General features: G+C 70.2%; 21 protein-coding genes and 1 pseudogene. 11 read left to right on the top strand and 11 right to left on the bottom strand.

What is annotated here, in order from left to right; translation table 11 throughout:
- Nucleotides 1–722 precede the first annotated feature (722 nt).
- On the bottom strand, nt 723–1,865 hold the full coding sequence (locus IG194_RS27515) for a carboxylate-amine ligase (RefSeq protein WP_058489360.1): 1,143 nt from the start codon (nt 1,863–1,865) through the stop codon (nt 723–725).
- 152 nt (nt 1,866–2,017) lie between these two features.
- Between IG194_RS27515 and IG194_RS27510 the strand changes: the two genes are divergently transcribed.
- Nucleotides 2,018–3,370 carry an iron-containing redox enzyme family protein gene (locus IG194_RS27510; RefSeq protein ID WP_009619798.1) on the top strand — a complete coding sequence of 451 codons (1,353 nt, stop codon included), beginning with the start codon at nt 2,018–2,020 and terminating at the stop codon, nt 3,368–3,370.
- The gene (locus IG194_RS27505) at nt 3,367–4,317 is read left to right on the top strand and encodes a N5-glutamine methyltransferase family protein (protein WP_058489359.1); all 951 of its coding nucleotides are present in this window, start codon (nt 3,367–3,369) and stop codon (nt 4,315–4,317) included. Before IG194_RS27510 ends, IG194_RS27505 begins: the two co-directional genes overlap by 4 nt.
- A gap of 6 nt (nt 4,318–4,323) precedes the next feature.
- On the opposite strand, the gene IG194_RS27500 is transcribed toward IG194_RS27505, so the two are convergent.
- Nucleotides 4,324–4,710 carry a response regulator gene (locus IG194_RS27500; protein WP_058489358.1) on the bottom strand — a complete coding sequence of 129 codons (387 nt, stop codon included), beginning with the start codon at nt 4,708–4,710 and terminating at the stop codon, nt 4,324–4,326.
- A 244-nt stretch (nt 4,711–4,954) separates the two neighbouring features.
- Between IG194_RS27500 and IG194_RS27495 the strand changes: the two genes are divergently transcribed.
- Complete coding sequence (locus IG194_RS27495; RefSeq protein WP_058489357.1) at nt 4,955–5,485, top strand: hypothetical protein; 531 nt, start codon at nt 4,955–4,957, stop codon at nt 5,483–5,485.
- A gap of 11 nt (nt 5,486–5,496) precedes the next feature.
- On the top strand, nt 5,497–5,946 hold the full coding sequence (locus IG194_RS27490) for a DUF421 domain-containing protein (RefSeq protein WP_009619789.1): 450 nt from the start codon (nt 5,497–5,499) through the stop codon (nt 5,944–5,946).
- A 25-nt stretch (nt 5,947–5,971) separates the two neighbouring features.
- On the opposite strand, the gene IG194_RS27485 is transcribed toward IG194_RS27490, so the two are convergent.
- A complete protein-coding gene (locus tag IG194_RS27485) occupies nt 5,972–6,388 on the bottom strand; it encodes a low affinity iron permease family protein (RefSeq protein WP_058489769.1) in 417 nt (138 codons plus the stop codon).
- Between the two features lie 91 nt (nt 6,389–6,479).
- Complete coding sequence (locus IG194_RS27480) at nt 6,480–6,722, bottom strand: hypothetical protein (protein WP_043266479.1); 243 nt, start codon at nt 6,720–6,722, stop codon at nt 6,480–6,482.
- A 178-nt stretch (nt 6,723–6,900) separates the two neighbouring features.
- Here IG194_RS27480 and IG194_RS27475 point away from each other — a divergent pair, with 178 nt between their 5' ends.
- Nucleotides 6,901–8,016, top strand: a complete 1,116-nt coding sequence (locus IG194_RS27475; RefSeq protein ID WP_058489356.1) for a mechanosensitive ion channel family protein — start codon at nt 6,901–6,903, stop codon at nt 8,014–8,016.
- Nucleotides 8,017–8,025: 9 nt separating this feature from the next.
- Here the strand turns inward: IG194_RS27475 and IG194_RS27470 are convergent, their stop codons facing one another.
- Together IG194_RS27470 and katE are read right to left on the bottom strand one after the other, a co-directional pair.
- On the bottom strand, nt 8,026–9,096 hold the full coding sequence (locus IG194_RS27470; RefSeq protein WP_058489355.1) for a DUF748 domain-containing protein: 1,071 nt from the start codon (nt 9,094–9,096) through the stop codon (nt 8,026–8,028).
- A gap of 415 nt (nt 9,097–9,511) precedes the next feature.
- Entirely contained in the window at nt 9,512–11,638 is a 2,127-nt protein-coding gene (katE, locus tag IG194_RS27465; RefSeq protein WP_058489354.1) for a catalase HPII, read from the bottom strand.
- Between the two features lie 183 nt (nt 11,639–11,821).
- Between katE and IG194_RS27460 the strand changes: the two genes are divergently transcribed.
- The 4 genes from IG194_RS27460 to IG194_RS27445 are packed head-to-tail and all read left to right on the top strand — an operon-like array spanning nt 11,822 to nt 14,854.
- On the top strand, nt 11,822–12,847 hold the full coding sequence (locus IG194_RS27460) for a hypothetical protein (protein WP_058489353.1): 1,026 nt from the start codon (nt 11,822–11,824) through the stop codon (nt 12,845–12,847).
- Entirely contained in the window at nt 12,844–13,605 is a 762-nt protein-coding gene (locus IG194_RS27455) for a PIG-L deacetylase family protein (RefSeq protein ID WP_058489352.1), read from the top strand. Before IG194_RS27460 ends, IG194_RS27455 begins: the two co-directional genes overlap by 4 nt.
- Nucleotides 13,602–14,186 (top strand): methyltransferase domain-containing protein, encoded by a 585-nt coding sequence (locus IG194_RS27450; protein ID WP_058489351.1) that lies wholly within the window; start codon nt 13,602–13,604, stop codon nt 14,184–14,186. Before IG194_RS27455 ends, IG194_RS27450 begins: the two co-directional genes overlap by 4 nt.
- Nucleotides 14,183–14,854, top strand: coding sequence for a glycosyltransferase (locus IG194_RS27445; protein ID WP_064987644.1), 672 nt, complete (start codon nt 14,183–14,185; stop codon nt 14,852–14,854). The genes IG194_RS27450 and IG194_RS27445 overlap by 4 nt, the downstream gene beginning before the upstream one ends.
- Nucleotides 14,855–14,909: 55 nt before the next feature.
- Here IG194_RS27445 and IG194_RS27440 read toward each other — a convergent pair whose 3' ends face one another.
- Together IG194_RS27440 and IG194_RS27435 are read right to left on the bottom strand one after the other, a co-directional pair.
- A complete protein-coding gene (locus tag IG194_RS27440; RefSeq protein ID WP_176707184.1) occupies nt 14,910–15,053 on the bottom strand; it encodes a PSPA7_2676 family Cys-rich small protein in 144 nt (47 codons plus the stop codon).
- A gap of 53 nt (nt 15,054–15,106) precedes the next feature.
- Nucleotides 15,107–15,349, bottom strand: coding sequence for a hypothetical protein (locus tag IG194_RS27435; RefSeq protein WP_009619767.1), 243 nt, complete (start codon nt 15,347–15,349; stop codon nt 15,107–15,109).
- A gap of 739 nt (nt 15,350–16,088) precedes the next feature.
- Here IG194_RS27435 and IG194_RS27430 point away from each other — a divergent pair.
- Together IG194_RS27430 and IG194_RS27425 are read left to right on the top strand one after the other, a co-directional pair.
- On the top strand, nt 16,089–16,745 hold the full coding sequence (locus tag IG194_RS27430) for a phosphoribosyltransferase (RefSeq protein WP_058489350.1): 657 nt from the start codon (nt 16,089–16,091) through the stop codon (nt 16,743–16,745).
- A 148-nt stretch (nt 16,746–16,893) separates the two neighbouring features.
- Nucleotides 16,894–17,043, top strand: a pseudogene (locus IG194_RS27425) (general stress protein); the annotation flags it as partial.
- Between the two features lie 157 nt (nt 17,044–17,200).
- Here the strand turns inward: IG194_RS27425 and IG194_RS27420 are convergent.
- The 3 genes from IG194_RS27420 to IG194_RS27410 form a co-directional block, all read right to left on the bottom strand.
- On the bottom strand, nt 17,201–17,644 hold the full coding sequence (locus IG194_RS27420; RefSeq protein ID WP_058489349.1) for a hypothetical protein: 444 nt from the start codon (nt 17,642–17,644) through the stop codon (nt 17,201–17,203).
- Nucleotides 17,645–17,775: 131 nt separating this feature from the next.
- Complete coding sequence (locus IG194_RS27415; RefSeq protein ID WP_058489348.1) at nt 17,776–18,747, bottom strand: D-2-hydroxyacid dehydrogenase; 972 nt, start codon at nt 18,745–18,747, stop codon at nt 17,776–17,778.
- A 12-nt stretch (nt 18,748–18,759) separates the two neighbouring features.
- A complete protein-coding gene (locus IG194_RS27410) occupies nt 18,760–20,151 on the bottom strand; it encodes an NAD(P)/FAD-dependent oxidoreductase (RefSeq protein WP_009619761.1) in 1,392 nt (463 codons plus the stop codon).
- Between the last annotated feature and the right edge of the window lie 629 nt (nt 20,152–20,780).

Genomic DNA, 20,780 nt, shown 5'->3' with positions numbered 1-20,780 from the left:
TCATTCCCGCGAACGCGGAACCCAGTGGCTTGGGGGCTCGGTGTAGCGCGCCGCTCCGAGTCTGCCCGACCGTCTTGTTTCGCCCCCTCGGGCGAGTCCCTTTTGTCAAACGCCACAAAAGGAACCAAAAAGGCTTGCCCCGCCATACGGGCCCGATGGAGCCGGGCTACCCTCACGAACTCCCCCGCCACGGAGGCCCGCCCCGAGGGTACGTCCCTGTAGCCCATCGGGGCTCTCGCGACATCCATGTCGCATGACCTCCTGAGCGCCGGTTTCGCTCGGCCTGCTGAAGGGGCGTTTCGGAGTGCGCGGATGTTTCGCTGGAAATCCGAATCGCGGACAAGGTCCGCGGTTCCAGGAAGCACCGGCGTAGGAGCGGACCTTGTCCGCGATTGGACTCAACGCCCCCGCCGGACACTCCGGTGGCACGGACGGCCCCCTCTCCCGCTTGCGGGAGAGGGCTGGGGTGAGGGTGCTCTTGACCCCGACCGCCGGCGTTATCCGCCGGATCGCGGACGGAGTCCGCTCCTACATCTCCGGCAAACACCACACCCCGTAGGATGGGTTGAGCGAAGCGATACCCATCGCCACCACCGCATGGGTTTCGCAGGCTCAACCCATCCTACGAAAAGCGACTCGGCGCAGCAGGCAAGACGGTTGCGCCTACGGCTCCAGGAAGCACCGGCGTAGGAGCGGACCTTGTCCGCGATTGGACTCGCCGGCTACGCCAGCCCCACCGGCGCCTGGCTGTTCTCTTCCAGCAACTCGACCACCACCTCCCGCACCGCCTCATCCACATCGCCGCCACGCGCCAGGTGGCGGCGAAAACTGCGAACCTGCCGCACCGCGCTGCCACCCTCGCGGGCCAGCCGGCAGGCATGGGCATAGGCCCATTCGTTGCCGGCACGCGCCGTTGCCCCACACTGCGCCCAGGCCAGTTCCAGCCACCGCGCCAGGTCCACGCAATCCCCATCGGCCAGCAGAAAGCGCGCCCGGCAACCGTGGCGCTGGGCCTGCCAGTAGTTCTCCGCCAGCAGCGCCCGCAGCCGGTGCGGCTCCTCTGCGTCGGCATCGGCCATGGCCTGGGTGAGCAGCGCGCGGAACAGCCCGGCGATGCACAGCGCATCGGCCAGGCGCGGGCAGGCGTCGCTGATGCGCAGTTCCAGGGTCGGGTAGCGTGCCGAGGGCCGGACGAACCACCAGGCGTGGCCCGGCTCGCGCATCAGGCCCCGGGTGTGGAGCAGCTTCAGGTAGGCCTGGTAGGCCGGCTCGTCGTCGAACCAGGGCGGGATGTCCATTCGCGGCCACTGCCCGGACAGCGCCCGGCGGTAGCTCGCCAGCCCGGTGTGGCGGCCCTGCCAGAACGGCGACGAGCAGCTCAGTGCCAGCAGCAGCGGCGCCCAGGGCAGCACCCGGTTCATCAGCGCCACCCGGTCCAGCCCCGGCGGCACTTCCACGTGCACGTGCAGGCCGCACAGCAGGCTGTTGCGGGCCGGCTGCACATAGTCCTCGAACAAGGCGCGGTAATGCGCCGGCTCGCTGGGCGCAGCGTCGGCGAGGCGGCTGAACGGGTGCGCGCCCACCACCAGGCTGCGCAGACCGTGGGCCCGGGCCAGCTCGCTCAGCTGCGCGCGGGCGCGGGCGAGGAAGGCGGCGGCCTCGCCCAACTGGCGGAACACCGGGCTGACCAGTTCCGCCTGGCACTGGAACATCTCCTCGGCGAAGCAGTTGCCCAGCGCCCGGCGGCAGGCCTGCGCCCATTCGGGCGGGACCTGCCGGGCCAGGTCGAGGCTGGCGCCGTCGACGAGGAAGGCCTCTTCCTCGATGCCGAAGCGGGCCGGTGGGTGGGCGGGCGTCGCGACCATGGGGATCCCTGCCGGAAGGGTTACAGGATCGACGCCGCGGCCCCGTCCGGGGTTCCGTTTTTCCCACGCGCAGCCGCTGGTGCCGATCGTTGAAACCTTCGCCGCCGGCGCCACTCGCAATGTTCAGGAGCCATCGCCAGAGGAGCCGCCCCATGAACCTGCCCTGCACTCCGCCCCGCGAAGAGGCGGTCGATGCCCGTTCGCTGCACAGGGCGCTGCTCCATGCGCCCCTGGAGCACCTGACGGCGGCCGAAACCTTCCTCGACCGGCAGCTGCGCCAGGCGGCCGAGCTGCCCGTCGACCTGCCCGACACCCCGGCGGCCTGGCCGCAGTGGCTGGACGCGCGGGCCGCCCGCACCGCGCGGGACTATGCCCGGTACCTGGCCGAGCGACATGCCGGCGCGCCGCGGCGCTACTTCCGCAACCGCGCCCACGCGCTGCACTTCCTGCGCGGCGTGGCCCCCACCAAGCTGGTGGACGGCGCCTGGCTGTATGGCGTGCTGGGCCATGCCGGCGACGCCCGCCTGCTGCCCCTGCTGCATACCTACCTGGAGGAACTCGGTCGCGGCGTGGCCGCCAGCAACCACGTGCTGATCTACCGCCACCTGCTGGAAAGCCTGGGCTGCGCCGGCGCGGCCGAGCTGTCCGCCGAGCACTACGTGCAGGGCGCGGTGCAACTGGCGCTGGGCTGCCTGGCCGGGCAGCGCCTGCCCGAGCTGATCGGCTACAACCTGGGCTACGAGCTGCCGCCGCTGCACCTGCTGGTGACCACCTGGGAGCTGCAGGAGCTGGGCATCGACGCCACCTACTTCCGCCTCCACGTGACCATCGACAACGCCAGCTGCGGCCACGCCCGCCGGGCCCTGCAGGCGCTCTACAACCATCTGCCGGACAAACCGCGGCGCCGGGCCTTCCTCGCCCGGGTGCGGGCCGGCATGGGGCTGAACGACGTCGGTCTGTCCAGCACCCAGGTGATCGACGGCTTCGACCTCGACCGCGAGCTGCTGGCCATGCTGGAGCGCAAGCAGCCCTTCGCCCGCCACCTGCACAGCGACCGCACGCGCATCCAGGGCCGCACCCTGAACCAGTGGCTGGCCGCGCCCTGGGGCGTGGCCGCGCTGCTGCGGGCGCTGCAGCAGGAGGGCTGGATCCGTCGCGACGCCGACCCGGCGCACAGCCGCTTCTGGCGCCTGGTCAGCGGCCCCGACGCGGCCATGTTCGGCGTCTTCGATGGCTATGAGCAGCAGCTGCTGCACGACTGGATCGCCGGCAGTTGGTCGCCTCCGCACGCCCCTGGCCGGCGCTCGCCGCAGCCGGTGGCGCTGGAAGCGGCGCCGGCCGACCTCGACGAGGAAGAACGCCGGCTGCGCCGCGAACTGGCCCAGCTGGCGCCGCACCAGCGCCGCCGGCACCTGCTGCCGCTGTTGGCCCCGCAGCGCCACTGGACACCGCTGGGCCTGCTGGCCACCCGCCTGTTCAGCCAGGACCTGGGGGTGGCGCCATGACGCCGCTGCCGCCACGCCTGGAAGCCCTGCTGGCGCTGGGGCAGCGCCTGCGCGGGGAAGGCTACGCCTTCGTCACCGTGAGCCCGGCCACCCACGCGCGGGTCAATGCTCGCGAGGAAAACGCCCTGGCCCGCGACCTGCGCGACATCTTCGGCTGGAGCCGGCCCTTCGCCGAGGACCTGCTCGAGCGCTCGCTGTTCTCCCTGCTGGCGGCCGCCGACCTGTTGCAGTGGGACGGCCGCCACTGGCACAGCAAGGTGCGCTGGTCGAGCCTGGAGGACCAGCTGTTCGCCCATTCGGCCTACCCCACCGAGGCGGCCGAGGCGGTGTTCTTCGGCCCCGACACCTACCGCTTCGCCCGCGCCATCGCCCAGCACCTGCGCACGCTGGACAGCCGCGACATCCATCGCGCGGTGGACATCGGCTGCGGCGCCGGGCCCGGCGCCATCCTCCTCGCCGGGGCCTGCCCGCAGGCGGAGATACATGCGGTGGACATCAACCCCCACGCCCTGGCCTTCACCCGCGTCAACGCGCTGCTGGCCGAGGCGCCGCAATTGCAGGTGCGCCGCAGCGACCTGCTGGAGGGCCTGGCCGGCGACTTCGACCTGATGGTCGCCAACCCGCCCTACATGCTCGACGCGGCCCAGCGCACCTACCGCCATGGCGGCGGCTCCCAGGGCGCGGAGCTGTCGTTGCGCATCCTCGAAAGCGCCCTCGGCCGCCTGGCGCCCGGCGGCAGCCTGCTGCTCTACACGGGCGCCGCGGTCATCGACGGCGAGGCGCCGCTGTGGCGCCAGGCGAGCCGGCTGCTGGCGGCCCGCCCCGGCTGGGAATGGCGCTACGAGGAACTGGACCCGGACGTGTTCGGCGAAGAGCTGGAAGTGCCCGCCTACCGCCAGGTGGAACGCATCGCCGCGGTGCTGCTGACCTTGCGGCGCCTGGCCTGATCCCCGTCACAGCCAGGGCTGCACCGGCGGGCTGCACAGCGCCACGCCGATCGCCAGGCCCAGTTCCTCCAGGCCCACCGGCTTGAGCAGCACGGGGTAGGCCCGGGCGTGCAGCGCGGAGCGCTCAGGGTTCTGCGTCAGCACCAGCACCCGCATCAGCGGGCGCAGCGGCAGGCAGGACTCGATCAGCGCGGCGCCGGTGAGCGGCCCGGCGAAAGGCTCGTCCACCAGCATCAGGTCGATCACCACCGGGGACGACAGGTGTTCCAGCGCCTGTTCCGCATCGCCGGCACCGAGCACCGCATAGCCGCGGTCCAGCAGCAGTTGCTCCAGGCGCCACAACTGGTCGGCCTGCTCGGCGAGCAGCAGCACCACCTTGTTCGTTTCGCTCATGGCTCGTCTCCGTCGGTGAATGGTCCGACTTCCTGGCGAGCAAGAACCACGCCCACCCGCGCGACGATCCAGGCCCCGGCGCAGAGCGCCCGCGCACAGGGTCATGGCAGGACGACATCAGCAGAATGCGCTGGCGGCTCCGCCGTGCGCTGCAAAATGCCCAGCGCAGCCGCCGGTAAGCTGGCCGGCACCAAGCGGCGCCGCCGCAGTCGCAGCAAAGAGCGGCCAAGCGAAGGTACCCGCCATGACAGAGCATCCCCGCCCCCTCCCGGCGGAGCCCGCGGAGGAGTTCGGCGAACGCAGCCACCCGGTCGACGAGCACATGGCCGGCCAGCGCCGGGCCTGGCGCCTGGAGCGCCTGGGGCTGGCCGTCCTGCTGGGCATCGTGCTGGTGGCCCTGAGCGGCCTGTTCGCCAGCGGCCCGCTGAGCTCGCGCCAGCTGGCCAGCCAGGATGGCCGGCTGCAGGTGGAGTACGAGCGCTTCGGCCGCATCGGCGCCAGCCACAACCTGCACGTGCGCCTGCGGGGCGCCCCGGGCAGCCCGGCCGAGCTGCGCCTGGGCGGCGACTTTCTCGCCCGCCAGAGCGTGCAAAGCCTGCAGCCGATGCAGCGCGGCGACAGCTGGCGCGGCGGGCTGGCCATCCACGGGCGGCACGACGAGCGCGGCGAGTGGCACCTGTTCCTGACCTTGCTGCCCGACGCGCCGGGCCTGCTCGACTACCGGGTGGAAGGCGCCGGCCAGGCCCTGGAATTCAACCAGCTCATCTACCCCTGAGGAGGTGCCCCATGGAGTCGGTCCTGCGCGCCGCGGCCATCTACCTGCTGTTGCTGATCCTCTTCCGCATCGCCGGCAGGCGGTCGCTGGCGGACATCACCACCTTCGACCTGCTGCTGTTGATGATCATCGGCGAGGCCACCCAGCAGGCCCTGCTGGGCAACGACTTCTCGCTGATCAATGCGGCGCTGGTGATAGTCACGCTGATCGTCATCGACGTCGGCCTGTCGCTGCTCAAGCTGCGCCACCCGGCGGTGGACCGGCTGATCGAGGGCTCGCCGACGCTCATCGTCGAGTACGGCCGGCCCTTGCGCGCGCGCCTGGCCGAGGCGCGCCTGCGCGAGGAAGACATCCTCCTCGCCGCGCGCCAGACCCAGGGCCTCGAGCGCATGGAGCAGATCCGCTTCGCCATCCTGGAGAAGAACGGCAAGATCTCCATCATTCCCGAGAGCGGCAAATGAGCGGCTGCGAAGTGTTCTGCGTGGATCAGCGCGGCGGCGCGTCGCCTTCGGCCTGCTCCTGGTCGGCCACGCGCTGGGGCGTTTCCCCGGCGCCGGCGCTCTCGCCCATGCGCTGGTAGGTGTCGCGCAGCTTCTGCAGCTGCTCGGCGTCCAGTTCGTCCAGCCCCATCAGGGCGTCGTGGGCCGCGTGGGTGGTGCGCAGCAACTCGTCGATCTTGATGTGCAGGGCGTCGGTGTCGCGGTTCTGGGTGTTCTGGATGAGGAACACCATGAGGAAGGTGACGATGGTGGTCGAGGTGTTGATCACCAGTTGCCAGGTGTCGTTGAAGTGGAAGAAGGGCCCGCTGACGGCCCAGACCACCAGCAGCGCGCAGGCCACGGCGAAGGTCGGCGGGCGCCCGGCCCATAGCGACAGCCACTGGGCGAAGCGGGAAAACGACAGCCCGCCGGGCTTTTCCCGCTCGGCGCCAGCCGCGGCCGGGGGCGCCTCGTCGGCCTCCGGCGCGGCCGCCTTCGCACTCTGCCCCGGCCGCTCAGCCCGGGCGCTTCTCATCGCCGATCCCCTGGATGTCGATGTCCTCCGGCGAATACTCCGCCGTCGAAGCCGGGGGCTTCTGCACGCAACCCTCGCTGCCGTCCTCCTCGGGCGTCTCGATGACCGGGCCGGGCCGGCGCGGCTCGCCCTTGCGCTCGCGCACCGGCGCCTTCGGCGGGTCGTCATGTTCGGCCACGGGGCCAGGGCGGGGTTTCTGCACGATGGTGTTCTTCTCGCTCATCACGTTCTCTCCCGGGGCCGAGCCCCCAAAGCCTCTGGTGTCGCCCTCGGTGGAAAAGCGCCGCGGCCGAGAGTTCAGAAGTTCTCCCCGGCGGCAGCGCGAGCTTCGCCGTTTTCCTGAACTTCTGCCGCCTCGCCCCGACCAAAACTACTCATACGCATTGATAAGGGGGAATACCATGGCGTCGCTGAATTCCTGGCTCGAGCTCGCCTTCCTCGGCCGCCTGCTGCTGGTGGTGGCCGCCGCCTTCGTGGTCGCCGGGCTGCTGCACCTGCTCATCGGTTCCCTGAGAAAGCGCCTGGCGGCCAGGACCAGCCAGTGGGCCCGCTATGCCTCGGCGATCGCCAACAAGACCAGCAACCTGCTGCTGTTCGCCTTCTCGCTGATGCTGGCCCTCAAGCTGGTTGCCCTGCCGGGCAACTGGGAGGCGGCGCTGACCCATGGCTGGTTCGTCATCCTGGCGCTGCAGGTGGCCCTGTGGCTCGACGCCTGCGTGCGCCTGTGGACCGGCGAGCTGGCCCGCTCGCGCTTCGGCGGCATCCGCAACCCGGTGATGGCGACCCTCCTCTCGGTGGTGATCCTGATCGTCGTCTGGGCCGTGATGCTGCTGTCCATCCTGGCCAACCTGGGCGTCGACATCACCGCGCTGATCGCCAGCCTGGGCGTGGGCGGCATCGCCGTGGCGCTGGCCGTGCAGACCATCCTCAGCGACGTGTTCGCGTCCCTCTCGATCGGCTTCGACAAGCCCTTCGAGATAGGCGACTTCGTGGTGTTCGGCGACGTGGCCGGCACCATCGAGCACATCGGCCTGAAGACCACGCGCATCCGCAGCCTCAGCGGCGAGCAGATCGTCTGCTCGAACACCGAGCTGCTCAAGCAGACGCTGCATAACTACAAGCGGATGAACACCCGGCGCATCGTCTTCCAGTTCGGCATCAGCTATCGGACCTCGGCCGAGCAGGCCAAGGCGGTGGCGGAGCTGGTGAAGGAAATCATCGACGCCCAGCGCGAGGCGAAGTTCGACCGCGCCCACTTCCTCTGCTTCGACGAGAGCCGCCTGCTCTACGAGGTCGTCTACATCATGCAGACGGCCGACTACAACCGTTACATGGACGTGCAGCAGCAGATCAATCTGGGGCTGCTGGCCGGGGTGCAGGCGCTGGGCGTCGACTTCGCCTTCCCGGTCCGCGAGCTGCGCAACGTCGAGGCGCCGGGCGATGCCCCGCGCGGCCCGCAACGCCATTTCGCCCGCCCGCCGGCGCAGAACGGCGGCCAGGGCTCCACCAGCCATTGAGCGGGCGCCTCAGTCCTCGGGCGCGGAACGCTCGTAGCGCGCGCTGAACGCCTGGATGAAGGCGTTGCGCAGGATGCCGAGGAAGGCCTGGAACGCGCTGACGTCCCGGTCATGGATGTTGCCGCTGAGCTCGACGCGGGTCGCGAACTGGTCCTTGCGCTGGTTCTTCAGCAGCGTCTCGCCGCCGCCCACCAGCGCCTCCCAGATGGAGCGGAACAGGCCCTTGTCCTTCTCCTCCACGTCCTGCTGCCAGTTGAACACGTCGACGTCGCGCAACAGCGGCTTGATGTAGCCGCTGAGCCGGCCCTCGTCCGCCCTGGCCTCGATCACCAGGGTGCCGTGGCCCTGGTTGAAGTCGAACTTGCCGTAGGCCGCGGCGAAGTCGTTCACCCGCCGCAGCTCCACGTCGCTGGCGCGCATGCGCAGCTCGAAGTCCTCGAAGTTGGCGAAGGGGTCGAAGGACGCCTGCACTTCCAGCGGCGCCTGGCCGAACAGCTGGGCGTGGCCTTCGAAGCGGGCCACCCGTTCGCCCTTCTCGTCCCTCACGTTGGTCAGGTTGTACAGGCTCGCCTGCACCGCGCTGGCGGTAAGGTGCACCGGCGGCCTGGAGCGGTAGTTGCGGAAGTGGATGCGGCCGTCGTCGATGCGCACCTCGTCCAGAGTGATGGGCAGCAGCTTGTCCAGCTGCTCGCGCCAGTCGGTGCCGGCGCCGCTCTGGGAGTCCTGGCGGTCGCCGCCGTCGACGAAGTTCAGCTGCGGCCGCAGGAACACCACCCGCGCCACGATGCCGTGGTCGTACCAGAGCGCGTGCCAGCTCACCGAGAGGTCGATCACCGGCGCGTCCAGCAGCGGCACCGGCACCTTGCCGTTGACCTTGACGATCTTCAGGCCATTGATCCGGTAGGCCCCGCGCCACAGCGCGAGATCGACGTCGGCGAGCTGGCCGTGGTAGTCGCCCATGCGGTCGAGCTTGCCGTTGAGGTAGTCGCGGATCACGTAGGGCAACGCGACATGCGCGACCAGCAGCAACGCCAGGATCGCCAGGACGCTCGACAGGAGCAGGCTGTAGCGTCTTTTCATTACCGCCTCCGGAGCTTCTCTGGCAGTGGACTGGCGCAGCGGACGGCGAGTTCAGTGCGGTGGCGGCCAGTCCGCGATGGGTGCGGCCAGACGAGTGTGGAGTCAGGGTTGGCAACGGTGTGTGGGCGAAGTCCGTTGCCCTCACCCCAGCCCTCTCCCAGAGGGAGAGGGGGCTGTCCGTGCCATCGGGGTGTCCGGTGCGCTCGGTGAGTCTAATCGCGGACAAAATCCGCTACTACGCCCCCGGCAAACACAACCCGTAGGATGGCGTTGAGCGAAGCGATACCCATCACCACGACCGCATGGGTTTCGCCAAGGCTCAACCCATCCTACGAAAAACGCCTCGGCGCAGCCTGAAAGACAGTTGCTCCTACGCCCGTGCCTCCTGGAACCGTAGGAGCGACCCCTGCCACATTCACGCCGGCACCGCCCCCACCTGCGCCTCCCTCGCCCAGATACGATGCTGCAGCAATGCGTTCTTCAACCCGCCGAACACATCCCCCGCCGTCGCCCCCATCACCAGGCCGTCATCCGGTTGCAGCCCCAGTTGCCCCGGCAACGCCTGCGCATCGCCGCTGAAGGCCAGCGGCTTGAGGTGCTTGTAGGCCTCCAGCAGGTAATGCAGGCCACGGCCGTCCCCGCCCAGGGTGACCGCCACCCCGCCCGGCACGTAGACCGCGTCGAAGGCCACCGAGGGCAGGCCGTCCCAGGTACCCTGGGGCACCAGGCTGGTGCCGCTGTCGGTCTTGACCGGCGCCGCCGTGGGGCCGATCAGCTTGGCGCTGGCGCCCTCCGCGCCCAGGGCCTGGAGCATGTCGCCGATCTCGCTTTCGCTGGCACCGTCGGCGATCAGGATCGCCACCTTGCGCGAGCGGATGTCGCCGGCCAGCAGGTTCACCTGGCTGAGCGCCGGCGATGGCTGCGGCGCCGGGCGCTGCGGGGCCTTCGCCGTGACCTGCACGCCGATCTGCGCGGCCACCCGCGCGGCCAGCTGGGCGTCGATATTCACCAGCACCTCGTTGACCTCGCGCTCGCGGATCGCCTGGCGCTCCACCTTGCCCAGCTCGAAGGCGTAAGCGGCCACCACGTGATTCTGCTCGGCCTCGCTCAGGCTGTGCCAGAACAGCGCGGCCTGGCTGAAGTGGTCGGCGAAGGACGCCGCGCGCTCGCGCACCTTGCTGCCGGTCATCGGCTCGTGGTAGCTGACGAAGCCGCCCTGGCGCGCCGCCGGCGGGGTTTCCCGGGGCCAGCCGGCGTCGATGGAGTTGGGCTCGTAGGAGGCCCGCCCGCGGTGCAGGCTGTGCTGGTGGTAGGCGTCGCGCTGGTTGTTGTGGAACGGGCACAGCGGCTGGTTGATCGGGATCTGGTTGAAGTTCGGCCCGCCCAGGCGCAGCAGCTGGGTGTCGGTGTAGGAGAACAGCCGGCCCTGCAGCAGCGGGTCGTTGCTGAAATCGATGCCCGGCACTATGTGGCCGACGTGGAAGGCCACCTGCTCGGTCTCGGCGAAGAAGTTGTCCGGGTTGCGGTCCAGCACCATGCGCCCGAGCAGCTGCACCGGCACCTGTTCCTCGGGCACCAGCTTGGTGGCGTCGAGCAGGTCGAAGTCGAACTTGTCCTGGTCGTCCTCGGCGATCACCTGCACGCCCAGCTCCCATTCCGGGTAGTCGCCCTTCTCGATGTCCTCCCAGAGCGTGCGGCGGTTGAAGTCCGGGTCCTTGCCGGCGAGCTTCTGCGCCTCGTCCCAGACCAGCGAGCAGGTGCCGGACTTCGGCCGCCAGTGGAACTTCACCAGGTGGCTCTCGCCGTTGGCGTTGACCAGGCGGAAGGTATGCACGCCGAAGCCCTGCATGTTGCGGAAGGCGATGGGGATGGCGCGGTCGGACATCAGCCACATGACCATGTGCGCCGACTCCGGCTGCAGCGAGACGAAGTCCCAGAAGGTGTCGTGGGCCGAGGCGCCGGTGGGGATTTCGTTGTGCGGCTCGGGCTTCACCGCGTGGACGAAGTCGGGGAACTTGATCGCGTCCTGGATGAAGAACACCGGCATGTTGTTGCCCACCAGGTCGAAGTTGCCCTCCTCGGTGTAGAACTTCACCGCGAAGCCGCGCACGTCGCGCACGGTGTCGGCCGAGCCGCGCGGGCCCTGCACGGTGGAGAAGCGCACGAACACCGGGGTGCGCTTGCCGGCCTTGCCCAGGAACGCCGCCTTGGTCAGCGCGCTGCAGTCCTCGTAGGCCTCGAAATAGCCGTGGGCCGCCGAGCCGCGGGCATGCACCACGCGCTCGGGGATGCGCTCGTGGTCGAAGTGGGTGATCTTCTCGCGCAGGATGAAGTCTTCGAGCAGCGAGGGGCCGCGCGGGCCGGCGCGGAGGCTGTTCTGGTTGTCGGCGATGCGCGTGCCGGTATTGGTGGTCAGGGATTGCCCGGTGGCGTCCTCGCGGTAGCGCTCCAACTGCTCCAGCTTCTCGTTGACGTTGCCGCGGTCGGTGGTCTGGGTCCCCGCCAGTTGGCTCTGCTTGCCGGACTCTTTGTTCTGCGTCATCTGTCCATCTCCTGATCAGGTGGGCGGCGCCCATGGGCGCGCTGGCTCTTGGTTGGGGGCGGGCGCGGCGGCGGAGTTCAGGCTTTTTTCCCCGGCGGTAGGCCGGCGGCGCGTTCGGCGTTCGGTTTGAACCTCCGGCCTTGCCCGGCAGTCGGCTGGGAAACGACCTTCGCCGGAGCCGCCATGTCCCACGACCTACCCACCGGCCTGCTGCAGGCCCTCGCCGACTTCGAACTCCCCCGCGACCTCAGCCGCCAGCCCGACACGCTGGGCCGGCGCCTGCGCGAGCTGTGCGCCGCCGGCCTCGACCAGTTGCCCCGCCCCGGCAGCGGCCGCACCCTGCAGCGCTGGCAGGCGCTGGCCACGGTGGCCGGCGCCGACCTGTCGCTGCTCAAGCTTTACGAAGGCCACACCGATGCCCTGGCGATCCTCGCCGAGCTGGCCCCCGAAGTGCCGCGGCGCCCCGGCGTCTGGGCGGTGTGGGCCGCCGACCCGCCAAGTCAACGGGTACGCATCGAGGCGCGCCGGGGCGACGAGGTGCGCATCAGCGGGGTCAAGCCCTGGTGCTCCGGCGCCGCCCAGGTGGACCAGGCGCTGCTCAGCGTCCGGGACGAGAACCAGCGCCCGCAACTGGTGGCGGTGAGCCTGAAGCAGCCGGGCGTGCAGGTCGCCGAGGGCGGCTGGAACGCGGTGGGCATGGCCGCCACCGCCAGCGTCGAGGTCAGCTTCGAGGCAGCCGGGGCGCGTTGCGTGGGCGGGCCGCTGGCCTACCTGGAGCGCCCGGGCTTCTGGCACGGCGCGGCGGGCATCGCCGCCTGCTGGTACGGCGCGGCCAGCCGCCTGGCCAGTTACCTGCACCACGGCCACACCGACGACCCGCACGCCATGGCCCACCTGGGCGCGGTGGACGCCGCCCTGGCCGGCGCCGCCGGCGCGCTGCGCGAATGCGCCGGCTGGATCGACGACAACCCCGACGCCTGCGCCGAACTCGGCGCCCGGCGCGTGCGGGCCCAGGTCGAGGGCGCCGTGGAGGCGGTGCAATGGCACGTCGGCCACGCCCTGGGCGCCACGCCATTCTGCCGCGACCAGCATTTCGCCCAGCTGGCCGCCGACCTGCCGGTGTTCCTGCGCCAGAGCCACGGCGAGCGCGACCTGGCCTTCCTCGGCCTGCGCCTGACCGCCCAGGCCGCCGAGGCCTGGGCGCTATGAGCGCGACGCAGGACCCGATAGCCGCAGCCGGCGCCGGCACCGACCCGCAGGCCTGGCGCGCCTGCCGGGCGCTGCAGCGCTTGCCGCGGATCACCCCGCAGACGCTGCTGGGCGACGGGCGCCTGGTGCTGGTGGCGCCGCACCCCGACGACGAGGTGCTCGGCTGCGGCGGCCTGCTCGCCAGCCTGGGCGACTGGGCCGGCGAGCTGCTGCTGGTGTCGGTCACCGATGGCGAGGCCAGCCACCCCGGCTCGTCCCGCTGGACGCGCGAACGCCTGCGCGAAGTGCGCCCGCAGGAGAGCCGCGAGGCCCTCGCCCGCCTCGGCCTGGACCTGTCGCGCCTGCACTGGCGGCGCCTGGGCATGGCCGACGGCCAGGTCGACGCGGCCACCCTCGACACCGCCCTGCGCGGCCTGCTGCGCCCCGGCGACAGGCTGCTCAGCACCTGGCACCGCGACGGCCACCCGGACCACGAGCAGGTCGGCCTGGCCTGCGCGGCGGCAGCCGCTACTTCCGGTGCGCACCATTGCGAAGTGCCGATCTGGGCCTGGCACTGGGCCGCCCCCGGCGACCCGCGCCTGCCCTGGGCGCGGGCCCGGCGCCTGGACCTGGACACACGCGCCCGGGGGTACAAGCGCCGGGCCATCGCCGCCCATGCCAGCCAGCTGCAAGCGGACCCCACCCGCGGCGCCGGCCCCATCCTCGGCCCGCACCTGCTGGAAACCCTCAGCCACCCCTTCGAGGTGTACTTCCTGTGAGCCTGCCCGCCAGCCATTTCGAGGCGCTGTACGCCGACGATCCCGACCCCTGGGCCTTCCGCACCCGCTGGTACGAACGGCGCAAGCGCGCGCTGCTGCTGGCCTGCCTGCCGCGCCCGCGCTTCGCCCGCGGCTTCGAGCCGGCCTGCGCCAACGGCGAACTGAGCATCGAACTGGCCCAGCGCTGCGACGAACTGCTGTGCAGCGACCCCAGCGCCACCGCCGCGAGCCTGGCACGCCAGCGCCTGGCCAGCTGCGACCACGCCCGCGTGCGCCAGGGCGGCCTGCCCCAGGACTGGCCCGCCGGCCGTTTCGACCTGGTGGTGCTCAGCGAGCTGGGCTACTACCTCGATGCGGAGTCCTGGCGCCTGGCCTGCGAACGCGCCGCCGCCAGCCTGGAGCGCGGCGCCGCGCTGGCGGCCTGCCACTGGCGCCATCCGATCCAGGGCTGCGAACTGGCCGGCGACGCTGTCCATGCCCTGCTCGCCGAGGCCATGGGCGCGCCGGCGCGGGTCTGCCACCTGGAACCGGACTTCCGCCTGGAGCTGTGGTTCGACGACAACGCCGGGGCCGCCCCGTGATCGGCGTGCTGGTGCCGGCGCACAACGAGGAACAGCGCCTGCGTGGCTGCCTGTTGTCACTGCTGGAAGCGGCGCGCCACCCGGCCCTGAACGGCGAGCAGGTAACCGTGCTGGCAGTGCTCGACAGCTGCACCGACGGCAGCGCGGCCATCGCCGCCGAGCTGGGCGTGGCGGTGCTGCCGGTGAGCGCGCGCAACGTCGGCCAGGCCCGCCGCGCCGGCGCCCAGCACCTGCTGGGCCTGGGCGCGCGCTGGCTGGCCTGCACCGACGCCGACAGCCGCGTCGGCCCCGACTGGCTGGCGCGCCAGCTGGCCTTCGACGCCGAGGCGGTGTGCGGCACGGTGCGCCTGGACGACTGGTCGGCCCATGCCCCCGAGGTGCAGGCGCGCTACCTGCGCCACTACCAGTCCCGCGAGGGCCACCGCCACGTGCACGGCGCCAACCTGGGCATCTGCGCCTTGGCCTATCGCCGCGCCGGCGGCTTCCGCCCGCTACCCTGCGACGAGGACGTGCACCTGGTGCGCGACCTGGAACGCTGCGGCGCGCGCATCGTCTGGACGCACCAGACCTGCGTGACCACCAGCGCCCGCCGCGACTACCGCGCCCACGGCGGTTTCGGCGCCTACCTGGAGAGCCTCGCCGAACTGCCGCTGGCGCAGGGCGAATGAGCCATCGCCGGCGCACCCGCGAGCGGCCGATCGCCCTCGATCGGCGGCCAGGGTCTCAGGGCAGCTCGGCCGCGGCGGCGTAACGGTGCGCGCCGCAGCGCCGGCAGCACTGGTGCAGCAGGCGCTCGCGGCCCACCTCCAGCACCTCCCGGCATTCCCACTCGCAGCCCCTGAGCAGGCACAACAGGGCGGACTTCATGCCGACGGCTCCTCTGCCCGGGGCGGCTTGCAAGGCTTCATCACGCGCCAGCCTCAGGCCACGCCATCCAGGGCGCCGGCCTGCCAGCCGTCGCCGGGGCCGGGTTCGCCCTCGCAGGGTGTCAGCGGGACGATGCGCAGCTCGGTGATGTCTGCCGGGTTGCTGTCCGAATGCAGGCTTTCCAGTTGGAAGCGCGCCTGGTCGGGGGTCAGGTTGCCGCTGGGGGCATCCACCTCGTGGGAGCAGGGCTGGCCTTCGAGCTCGTAATGGATGCGAAAGCGCGGGGGCTGCGCCATGGTCGTGTTCCTCCGTGGTGCGTGGTCTCCGGCTGACCGGCGCTCCGGGCCAAGGTTCAGCCGCGCTCGCCGACCGGCCTACCGCGCCAAGGACGCCGCGGAGGAACAGGATGGTGTTGAGCTTGCGAAACCCATGCGGTTGCGCCGATGGGTATCGCTTCGCTCAACACCATCCTACGAAAAGCCATGCTCGCTCCCACGCAACCCCACCCGCGCCATTCCCCTGTAGGAGCGCGCCCTGCGCGCGAATCGCGGGCAGGGCCTCCTACAATTCCAGGGAGGTACGGTTTTGCCCCCCGCACCGAGGCGCTCTTCGTAGGATGGGTTGAGCCTGCGATACCCATGCGGTTGCACTGATGGGTATCGCTTCGCTCAACACCATCCTACGAAAAGCCATGCTCGCTCATGCGCCAGGACGCCGTCCGCGAGTTGAAATCCCCCCTGTATAAGAAGAAGTTATAACGACGCTTCGCCAGCCAGTTACCGTCATTTCCTGACGTCGGCTTTTCGGCGCGAACGGGGCCAGCGGCCCCCTGCCCTGCGCTTCCTGCTCTGCCCGCCGCCGCACTGAAAACCTGAACGCCCGCCCCGCTGCCTTCTCAAACCAGAATGAACCACGGGACGAGGTACGCAGCATGTCCTCCTTCGCCAGCGAAGCCGAGCGCGAACGCCTTTGCCGCGCCGCCGAACCGTTGCCGGAGCCGGACGCGGCGGACACCATCCCCTTCGGAGTCCGACGATGAACGCATTCGACGACCGCCGGCACGCCGGCAAGGCCCTGGCCGAGGCGCTGCGCGAACGGCCCATGCACGAACCCCTGCTGCTGGCCCTGCCCCGCGGCGGCGTGCCGGTGGCCTATGAAATCTCCCTGGCCCTGCAATACCCCCTGGAGCTGATGCTGGTGCGCAAGATAGGCGCGCCCGGCCACGAGGAATACGCCGTGGGCGCGGTGGTGGAAGGCGACCCGCCCAGGTGGGTGAAGGACGAGGACCTGCTGCGCCAGCTGCGCCTGGCGCCCGACTGGTTCGAACGCCGCCTGGCCGAACAGCTGCGGGAAATCGAGCGCCGCCGCGCCCGCTACGGTGGGCAGCAACCGCTGGCGTCACGCCGCGGCCGCGACCTGATCCTGGTGGACGACGGACTGGCCACCGGCAACAGCGTGCGCGCGGCGCTGCAGGCCCTGCGCGAGGACGACCCGCGGCGGATCATCCTCGCCGTGCCCGTGGGGCCGCCGGCCACCGTGGAGAAACTGCGGCCGCTGGTGGACGAGCTGGTGTGCCTGCTGACGCCGGAGGATTTCCACAGCGTCGGCCACTACTACCGGGACTTCCACCAGCTCGACGACCAGGAGGTCGTCGACCTGCTCCGCCCCTCGCGGACGCCTTCCGGCGCCTGATCCGACGGTGCTTCAACCACTGGCGAAACTTCTTCGAACCATTGTCCGGCGATGCCTTCCCAGTAACTGTGTGGGCCGACTGGCGGCCCACCCAATGGATGCGATGCATCCGAGGAGCACTTTCATGACTTCCAAAAACACCAACCCCGGCAACTTCGCCAACGATCGCGAAAAAGCCTCCGAGGCAGGGAAGAAAGGCGGTCAGCAAAGCGGCGGCAACTTCGCCAACGACCGTGAGAAAGCCTCCGAAGCCGGCCGCAAGGGCGGGCAGCACAGCCATGGAGGCGGGCGCAGCTAAGCCCTCACCCGGTGGAGCCTTTGGCTCCACCGGGGACCCGGCCGGACCGCGTGCCCGAGCTTTGCGGCAAAAAGCGTTTTGAAGGCAAACAGCACTTGGCCGTGGACTTTCCAGGCGGTCCATCGCTTCCGCTGGCGCGTCCTGCACGAAACATCCACTACGCCGCGGGCCCTCCCGGGTCATGGCTCATTCCTCCTGAGAGGTTTCGCTCAATGGGCAAGGCCCTGTTCGCGAGCCCGGCACTGTCCTGCTCGAAATGGCACAGCTCTTCCTGACGACGGGCCTCGGACCAGCCGAGCCTCGTAGCGGCGATCCGCGAGAGCGCCTCCGCCCTGCCCCGTCCCAGGGCACTCTCGCTGGCGGCCTGCGCAGGGGACAGGCGGCGGTAGGCCAGGGGCACCTTCCAGCCGCCCAGGGCCTCCACCAGCCGGAAGCCCATGTCCACCAGCCAGGTCGGGTAGCGGGCGGCCTGCCGGAAGGGATAGTGGAAGCGGTGGCGGGTCAGGTGGCCGGGCATCTCGCGCACCAGCTCGGCCCGGCACTGCATCACATCGCGCGTGTAGCGCAGCTTCCGGAGCATGTCGAGCGGGCGGAACGGCATCTGCATACCTCGTTGATTGTCGTTGGACGTCAGGTTGCATCTGATAAAAAAGTGCTGCGCACCTTTGCCGGTGGGCAGCACAAGTGGAGATCGTTAAGCTCAGCCCGCCGCGCGGCAGGCCGGGCCGGTGTTCACTTGAGCACCCCGAGGCGTTGCGCGCCGTCGGTCGAGGCGACGAACTCGGCGATGTTGCCGACGCTCTGGTCGATCAGCCGCTGCATCGCATCGTTGCTGCTCCAGGCCACGTGCGGCGTGAGGATGAAGTTGTCCCGCTCGATCAACTGCAGGATCGGGTTGTCCGGCTGCACCGGCTCGTCCACCAGCACGTCCAGCGCGGCGCCGCCGAGGCGCCCGGCGAGCATCGCCTCGATCAGCGCGGCCTCGTTGACCACGCCGCCGCGGCCGGTGTTGACGATCACCGCGTCGGGCTTCATCCGCGCCAGCTCGGCGGCGCCGACCAGGTCGCGGGTCTCGTCGGTCAGCGGGCAGTTGATCATCAGCACGTCGCTGAGCTGCAGCAGCGTGTCCAGCGGTACGTAGCTGGGCCCGGCGTAGCGACCGCCGCGGTCATGGAAGACCACGTGCATGCCGATGCCCCTGCCCAGCTCGGCCACGCGCTTGCCGATGGGGCCGTTGCCGACGATGCCGAGCACGCGGCCGCGCAGGTCGCGGATCGGGTAGTCGAAGTAGATGTTCCTGGGCTCGGCGGCGCCGCTGCGCACCCGCTGCATCAGGCGGCTGTAGCTGGAGACCTTGCGGAACAGCTCGAACATCATCGCCACGGCATGCTCGGCCACCGAGTAGGTGGCGTAGCCCGGCACGTTGCTGACCTTGATGCCGTGCGCCCGGCAGTAGTCCAGGTCGACGATATCGGTGCCGGTCAGCGCCAGGGAGATCATCCGCAGGTCGGGCAACTGGGCCAGGTGTTCCTCGCGCAGCGGCACGCTGCAGGTCAGCGCCACGCTGGCGCCGCGCAGGTGCTCCACCACCTGCTCCGGGCGCGTGTAGCGGTGGCTGACCCAGGTGTGCTCGAAAGGCAGCTTCGGCACGCGGACGTCGGGCCCGATGCCTTCGTCGTCGAGGAAGACGATGCGATGCTTCATTGGAATGCTTTCCTATTTCTTCTGGGCGGGAACGTAGCCGGCGGGGGCCAGCGCGGCGAGCTGCGAGGTCAGGAAGCTGGCGTCCAGGTTGCGGTCCTCCAGGGACTCCTTGCGCACCAGCGCGTCACGCACCAGGTGGGCGCCGATGAAGCGGAACGGCTCCGGCGGGAACAGCTTCATCTTCTGGTTGACCAGGCCGCAGTTGGCCCACTCGTCGTTGGCCTCCTCCACCAGCGACTTGATGATCCGGCTGGCGAACACCGTGGTGCCGACGCCATTGCCGGAGAAGCCGATGCCGAACACGATGTTCGGGTGGCCGCCCAGCTGGCCGAAGTTCGGCAGACCCTTCATGGCGCGGTCGATCGGGCCGGTCCAGCTGCTGACGATGGGCACGTCGCTCAGTTGCGGGTAGAAGCTGCGCATCTCGGCAGCCACCTTCTGCGCCGCCGGCGTCGGGCGCTCGTAGAGGTCGCCGATCCTGCCGGCGAAGGCGAACTGCCCCAGGGGCTTGCCGAAGACGATGCGCCCGTCGGGGGTGTTGCGGTAGTAGTTGAGCACGGTGCGCGAGTCGGTGATGCACTCGCCGCCGCTGAAGCCGATCTGATCCAGGCGTTCCTTGACCGGCGCGGTGGCCACCATGTCGCTGGACATGACCGCGATCATCCGGCGCAGCTCGGGGAACTGCGCGCCCCAGGCGTTCATGGCGACGACCACCTTCTTCGCCCGCACGCTGCCCTGCGCGGTATGCACCACCGGCTGCTCGGAGCGCTCCAGGGTGGTCAGCGGCGACTTCTCGTAGATCACCACGCCCAGCTCCAGGGCCACCCGGCGCAGGCCGCGGGCCAGCATCGCCGGCTGCACGGTGGCGGCGTTGGGGTCGAAGATGCCGCCCATCATCCGCGCCGAACCGGTGCGCCGGCGCACCTCCTCGCGGGTGAGGTTGCGGAAGGGGTTGACGCCATGGCGTTCGAGGCTGTCGGTGAGCACCTTCCAGGAGTCCACCTGGCGCTGGTTGCTGGCGGTCCACAGCCAGCCGTCCTTGCGGTACTGCGCGTCGATGCCGTGCTCGCGGCAGAAGCTGCCGATCTCGTCGATGGCCGATTCGGCGGCCTCGCAGATGCGCCGCGCTTCCTTCTCGCCGCAGATGCTCATCACCGACAGGTACTTCGCCCACCAGTTGGTGGCGATGCCGCCGTTGCGGCCGCTGGCGCCGGAGCCGCAGCGGTCGCGCTCGACGATGACGATCCGGCGCTCGGGGTGCGCCTGCTTCAGGCGGATCGCCGACCACAGGCCGAGGAAACCTCCGCCGACGATGCAGACGTCGGCCTGCTCATTACCCTTGAGCGAGGGGGCGAGGTGACAATCGCGATCCAGCGCCTGCGCATACCAAAAGCCACGGTACATGTGTATTCACCCACTGCGAATGTGATGGTTAGAACACATGTTGCCGAAGGGGACGGCCGGCCACTATCAGGTTACGGACAGATGCTAGAAGCCCGCTGCCGAGTCAATGCCGTTCGCTTGGGAAAGGATGCCGTTTCTCTGGCTGGGGGGAACGGGATTTTCATAGGGGCCGAGGCTATGGCTCGTTTGTGGCTCTTGGTCCTGCGCTCCGATCTACAGGGGCGTTCCGGTGCGCTCGGGTATTTCATCGTAGGGCGCATAACGCCTATGGCGTTATCCGCCGAATCGCGGACGGAGTCCGCTACGCAGCCCCACCCGCACCATTCCCATGTAGGAGCGCGCCCTGCGCGCGATTCGCGGGCAGGGCCCGCTCCTACAGGTAGCCGGGAAGCACGGTATTTCTCCCCCCGTAGCGGACCTTGTCCGCGATAACCGGCCATCCCGACGCGATTCGCGGATAAGATCCGCTACGCAGCCCCACCCGCACCATTCCCATGTAGGAGCGCGCCCTGCGCGCGAAATCGCGGGCAGGGCCCGCTCCTACAGGTTGCCCCGAGGCACGGCATTCCCCCGTAGCGGACCTTGTCCGCGATGGCCGGACATATCGGCGCGGTTCGCGGATGAGATCC

Origin of the sequence: Pseudomonas sp. ADPe, assembly GCF_014843515.1 — a bacterium.
Classification (GTDB): domain Bacteria; phylum Pseudomonadota; class Gammaproteobacteria; order Pseudomonadales; family Pseudomonadaceae; genus Pseudomonas; species Pseudomonas citronellolis.
This window is presented reverse-complemented; position numbering and strand designations above follow the sequence as displayed.

What these genes read in the sequence shown, in the direction of transcription:
- IG194_RS27435 (WP_009619767.1), bottom strand. Translation starts at nt 15,349, where the DNA reads ATGGCGCAGCCCCCGCGCTTTCGCATCCATTACGAGCTCGAAGGCCAG.
- IG194_RS27515 (WP_058489360.1), bottom strand. Translation starts at nt 1,865, where the DNA reads ATGGTCGCGACGCCCGCCCACCCACCGGCCCGCTTCGGCATCGAGGAA.
- IG194_RS27440 (WP_176707184.1), bottom strand. Translation starts at nt 15,053, where the DNA reads ATGAAGTCCGCCCTGTTGTGCCTGCTCAGGGGCTGCGAGTGGGAATGC.
- IG194_RS27430 (WP_058489350.1), top strand. Translation starts at nt 16,089, where the DNA reads ATGAACGCATTCGACGACCGCCGGCACGCCGGCAAGGCCCTGGCCGAG.
- IG194_RS27415 (WP_058489348.1), bottom strand. Translation starts at nt 18,747, where the DNA reads ATGAAGCATCGCATCGTCTTCCTCGACGACGAAGGCATCGGGCCCGAC.
- IG194_RS27490 (WP_009619789.1), top strand. Translation starts at nt 5,497, where the DNA reads ATGGAGTCGGTCCTGCGCGCCGCGGCCATCTACCTGCTGTTGCTGATC.
- IG194_RS27410 (WP_009619761.1), bottom strand. Translation starts at nt 20,151, where the DNA reads ATGTACCGTGGCTTTTGGTATGCGCAGGCGCTGGATCGCGATTGTCAC.
- IG194_RS27505 (WP_058489359.1), top strand. Translation starts at nt 3,367, where the DNA reads ATGACGCCGCTGCCGCCACGCCTGGAAGCCCTGCTGGCGCTGGGGCAG.
- IG194_RS27510 (WP_009619798.1), top strand. Translation starts at nt 2,018, where the DNA reads ATGAACCTGCCCTGCACTCCGCCCCGCGAAGAGGCGGTCGATGCCCGT.
- IG194_RS27470 (WP_058489355.1), bottom strand. Translation starts at nt 9,096, where the DNA reads ATGAAAAGACGCTACAGCCTGCTCCTGTCGAGCGTCCTGGCGATCCTG.
- IG194_RS27420 (WP_058489349.1), bottom strand. Translation starts at nt 17,644, where the DNA reads ATGCCGTTCCGCCCGCTCGACATGCTCCGGAAGCTGCGCTACACGCGC.
- katE (WP_058489354.1), bottom strand. Translation starts at nt 11,638, where the DNA reads ATGACGCAGAACAAAGAGTCCGGCAAGCAGAGCCAACTGGCGGGGACC.
- IG194_RS27500 (WP_058489358.1), bottom strand. Translation starts at nt 4,710, where the DNA reads ATGAGCGAAACGAACAAGGTGGTGCTGCTGCTCGCCGAGCAGGCCGAC.
- IG194_RS27460 (WP_058489353.1), top strand. Translation starts at nt 11,822, where the DNA reads ATGTCCCACGACCTACCCACCGGCCTGCTGCAGGCCCTCGCCGACTTC.
- IG194_RS27455 (WP_058489352.1), top strand. Translation starts at nt 12,844, where the DNA reads ATGAGCGCGACGCAGGACCCGATAGCCGCAGCCGGCGCCGGCACCGAC.
- IG194_RS27475 (WP_058489356.1), top strand. Translation starts at nt 6,901, where the DNA reads ATGGCGTCGCTGAATTCCTGGCTCGAGCTCGCCTTCCTCGGCCGCCTG.
- IG194_RS27495 (WP_058489357.1), top strand. Translation starts at nt 4,955, where the DNA reads ATGACAGAGCATCCCCGCCCCCTCCCGGCGGAGCCCGCGGAGGAGTTC.
- IG194_RS27480 (WP_043266479.1), bottom strand. Translation starts at nt 6,722, where the DNA reads ATGAGCGAGAAGAACACCATCGTGCAGAAACCCCGCCCTGGCCCCGTG.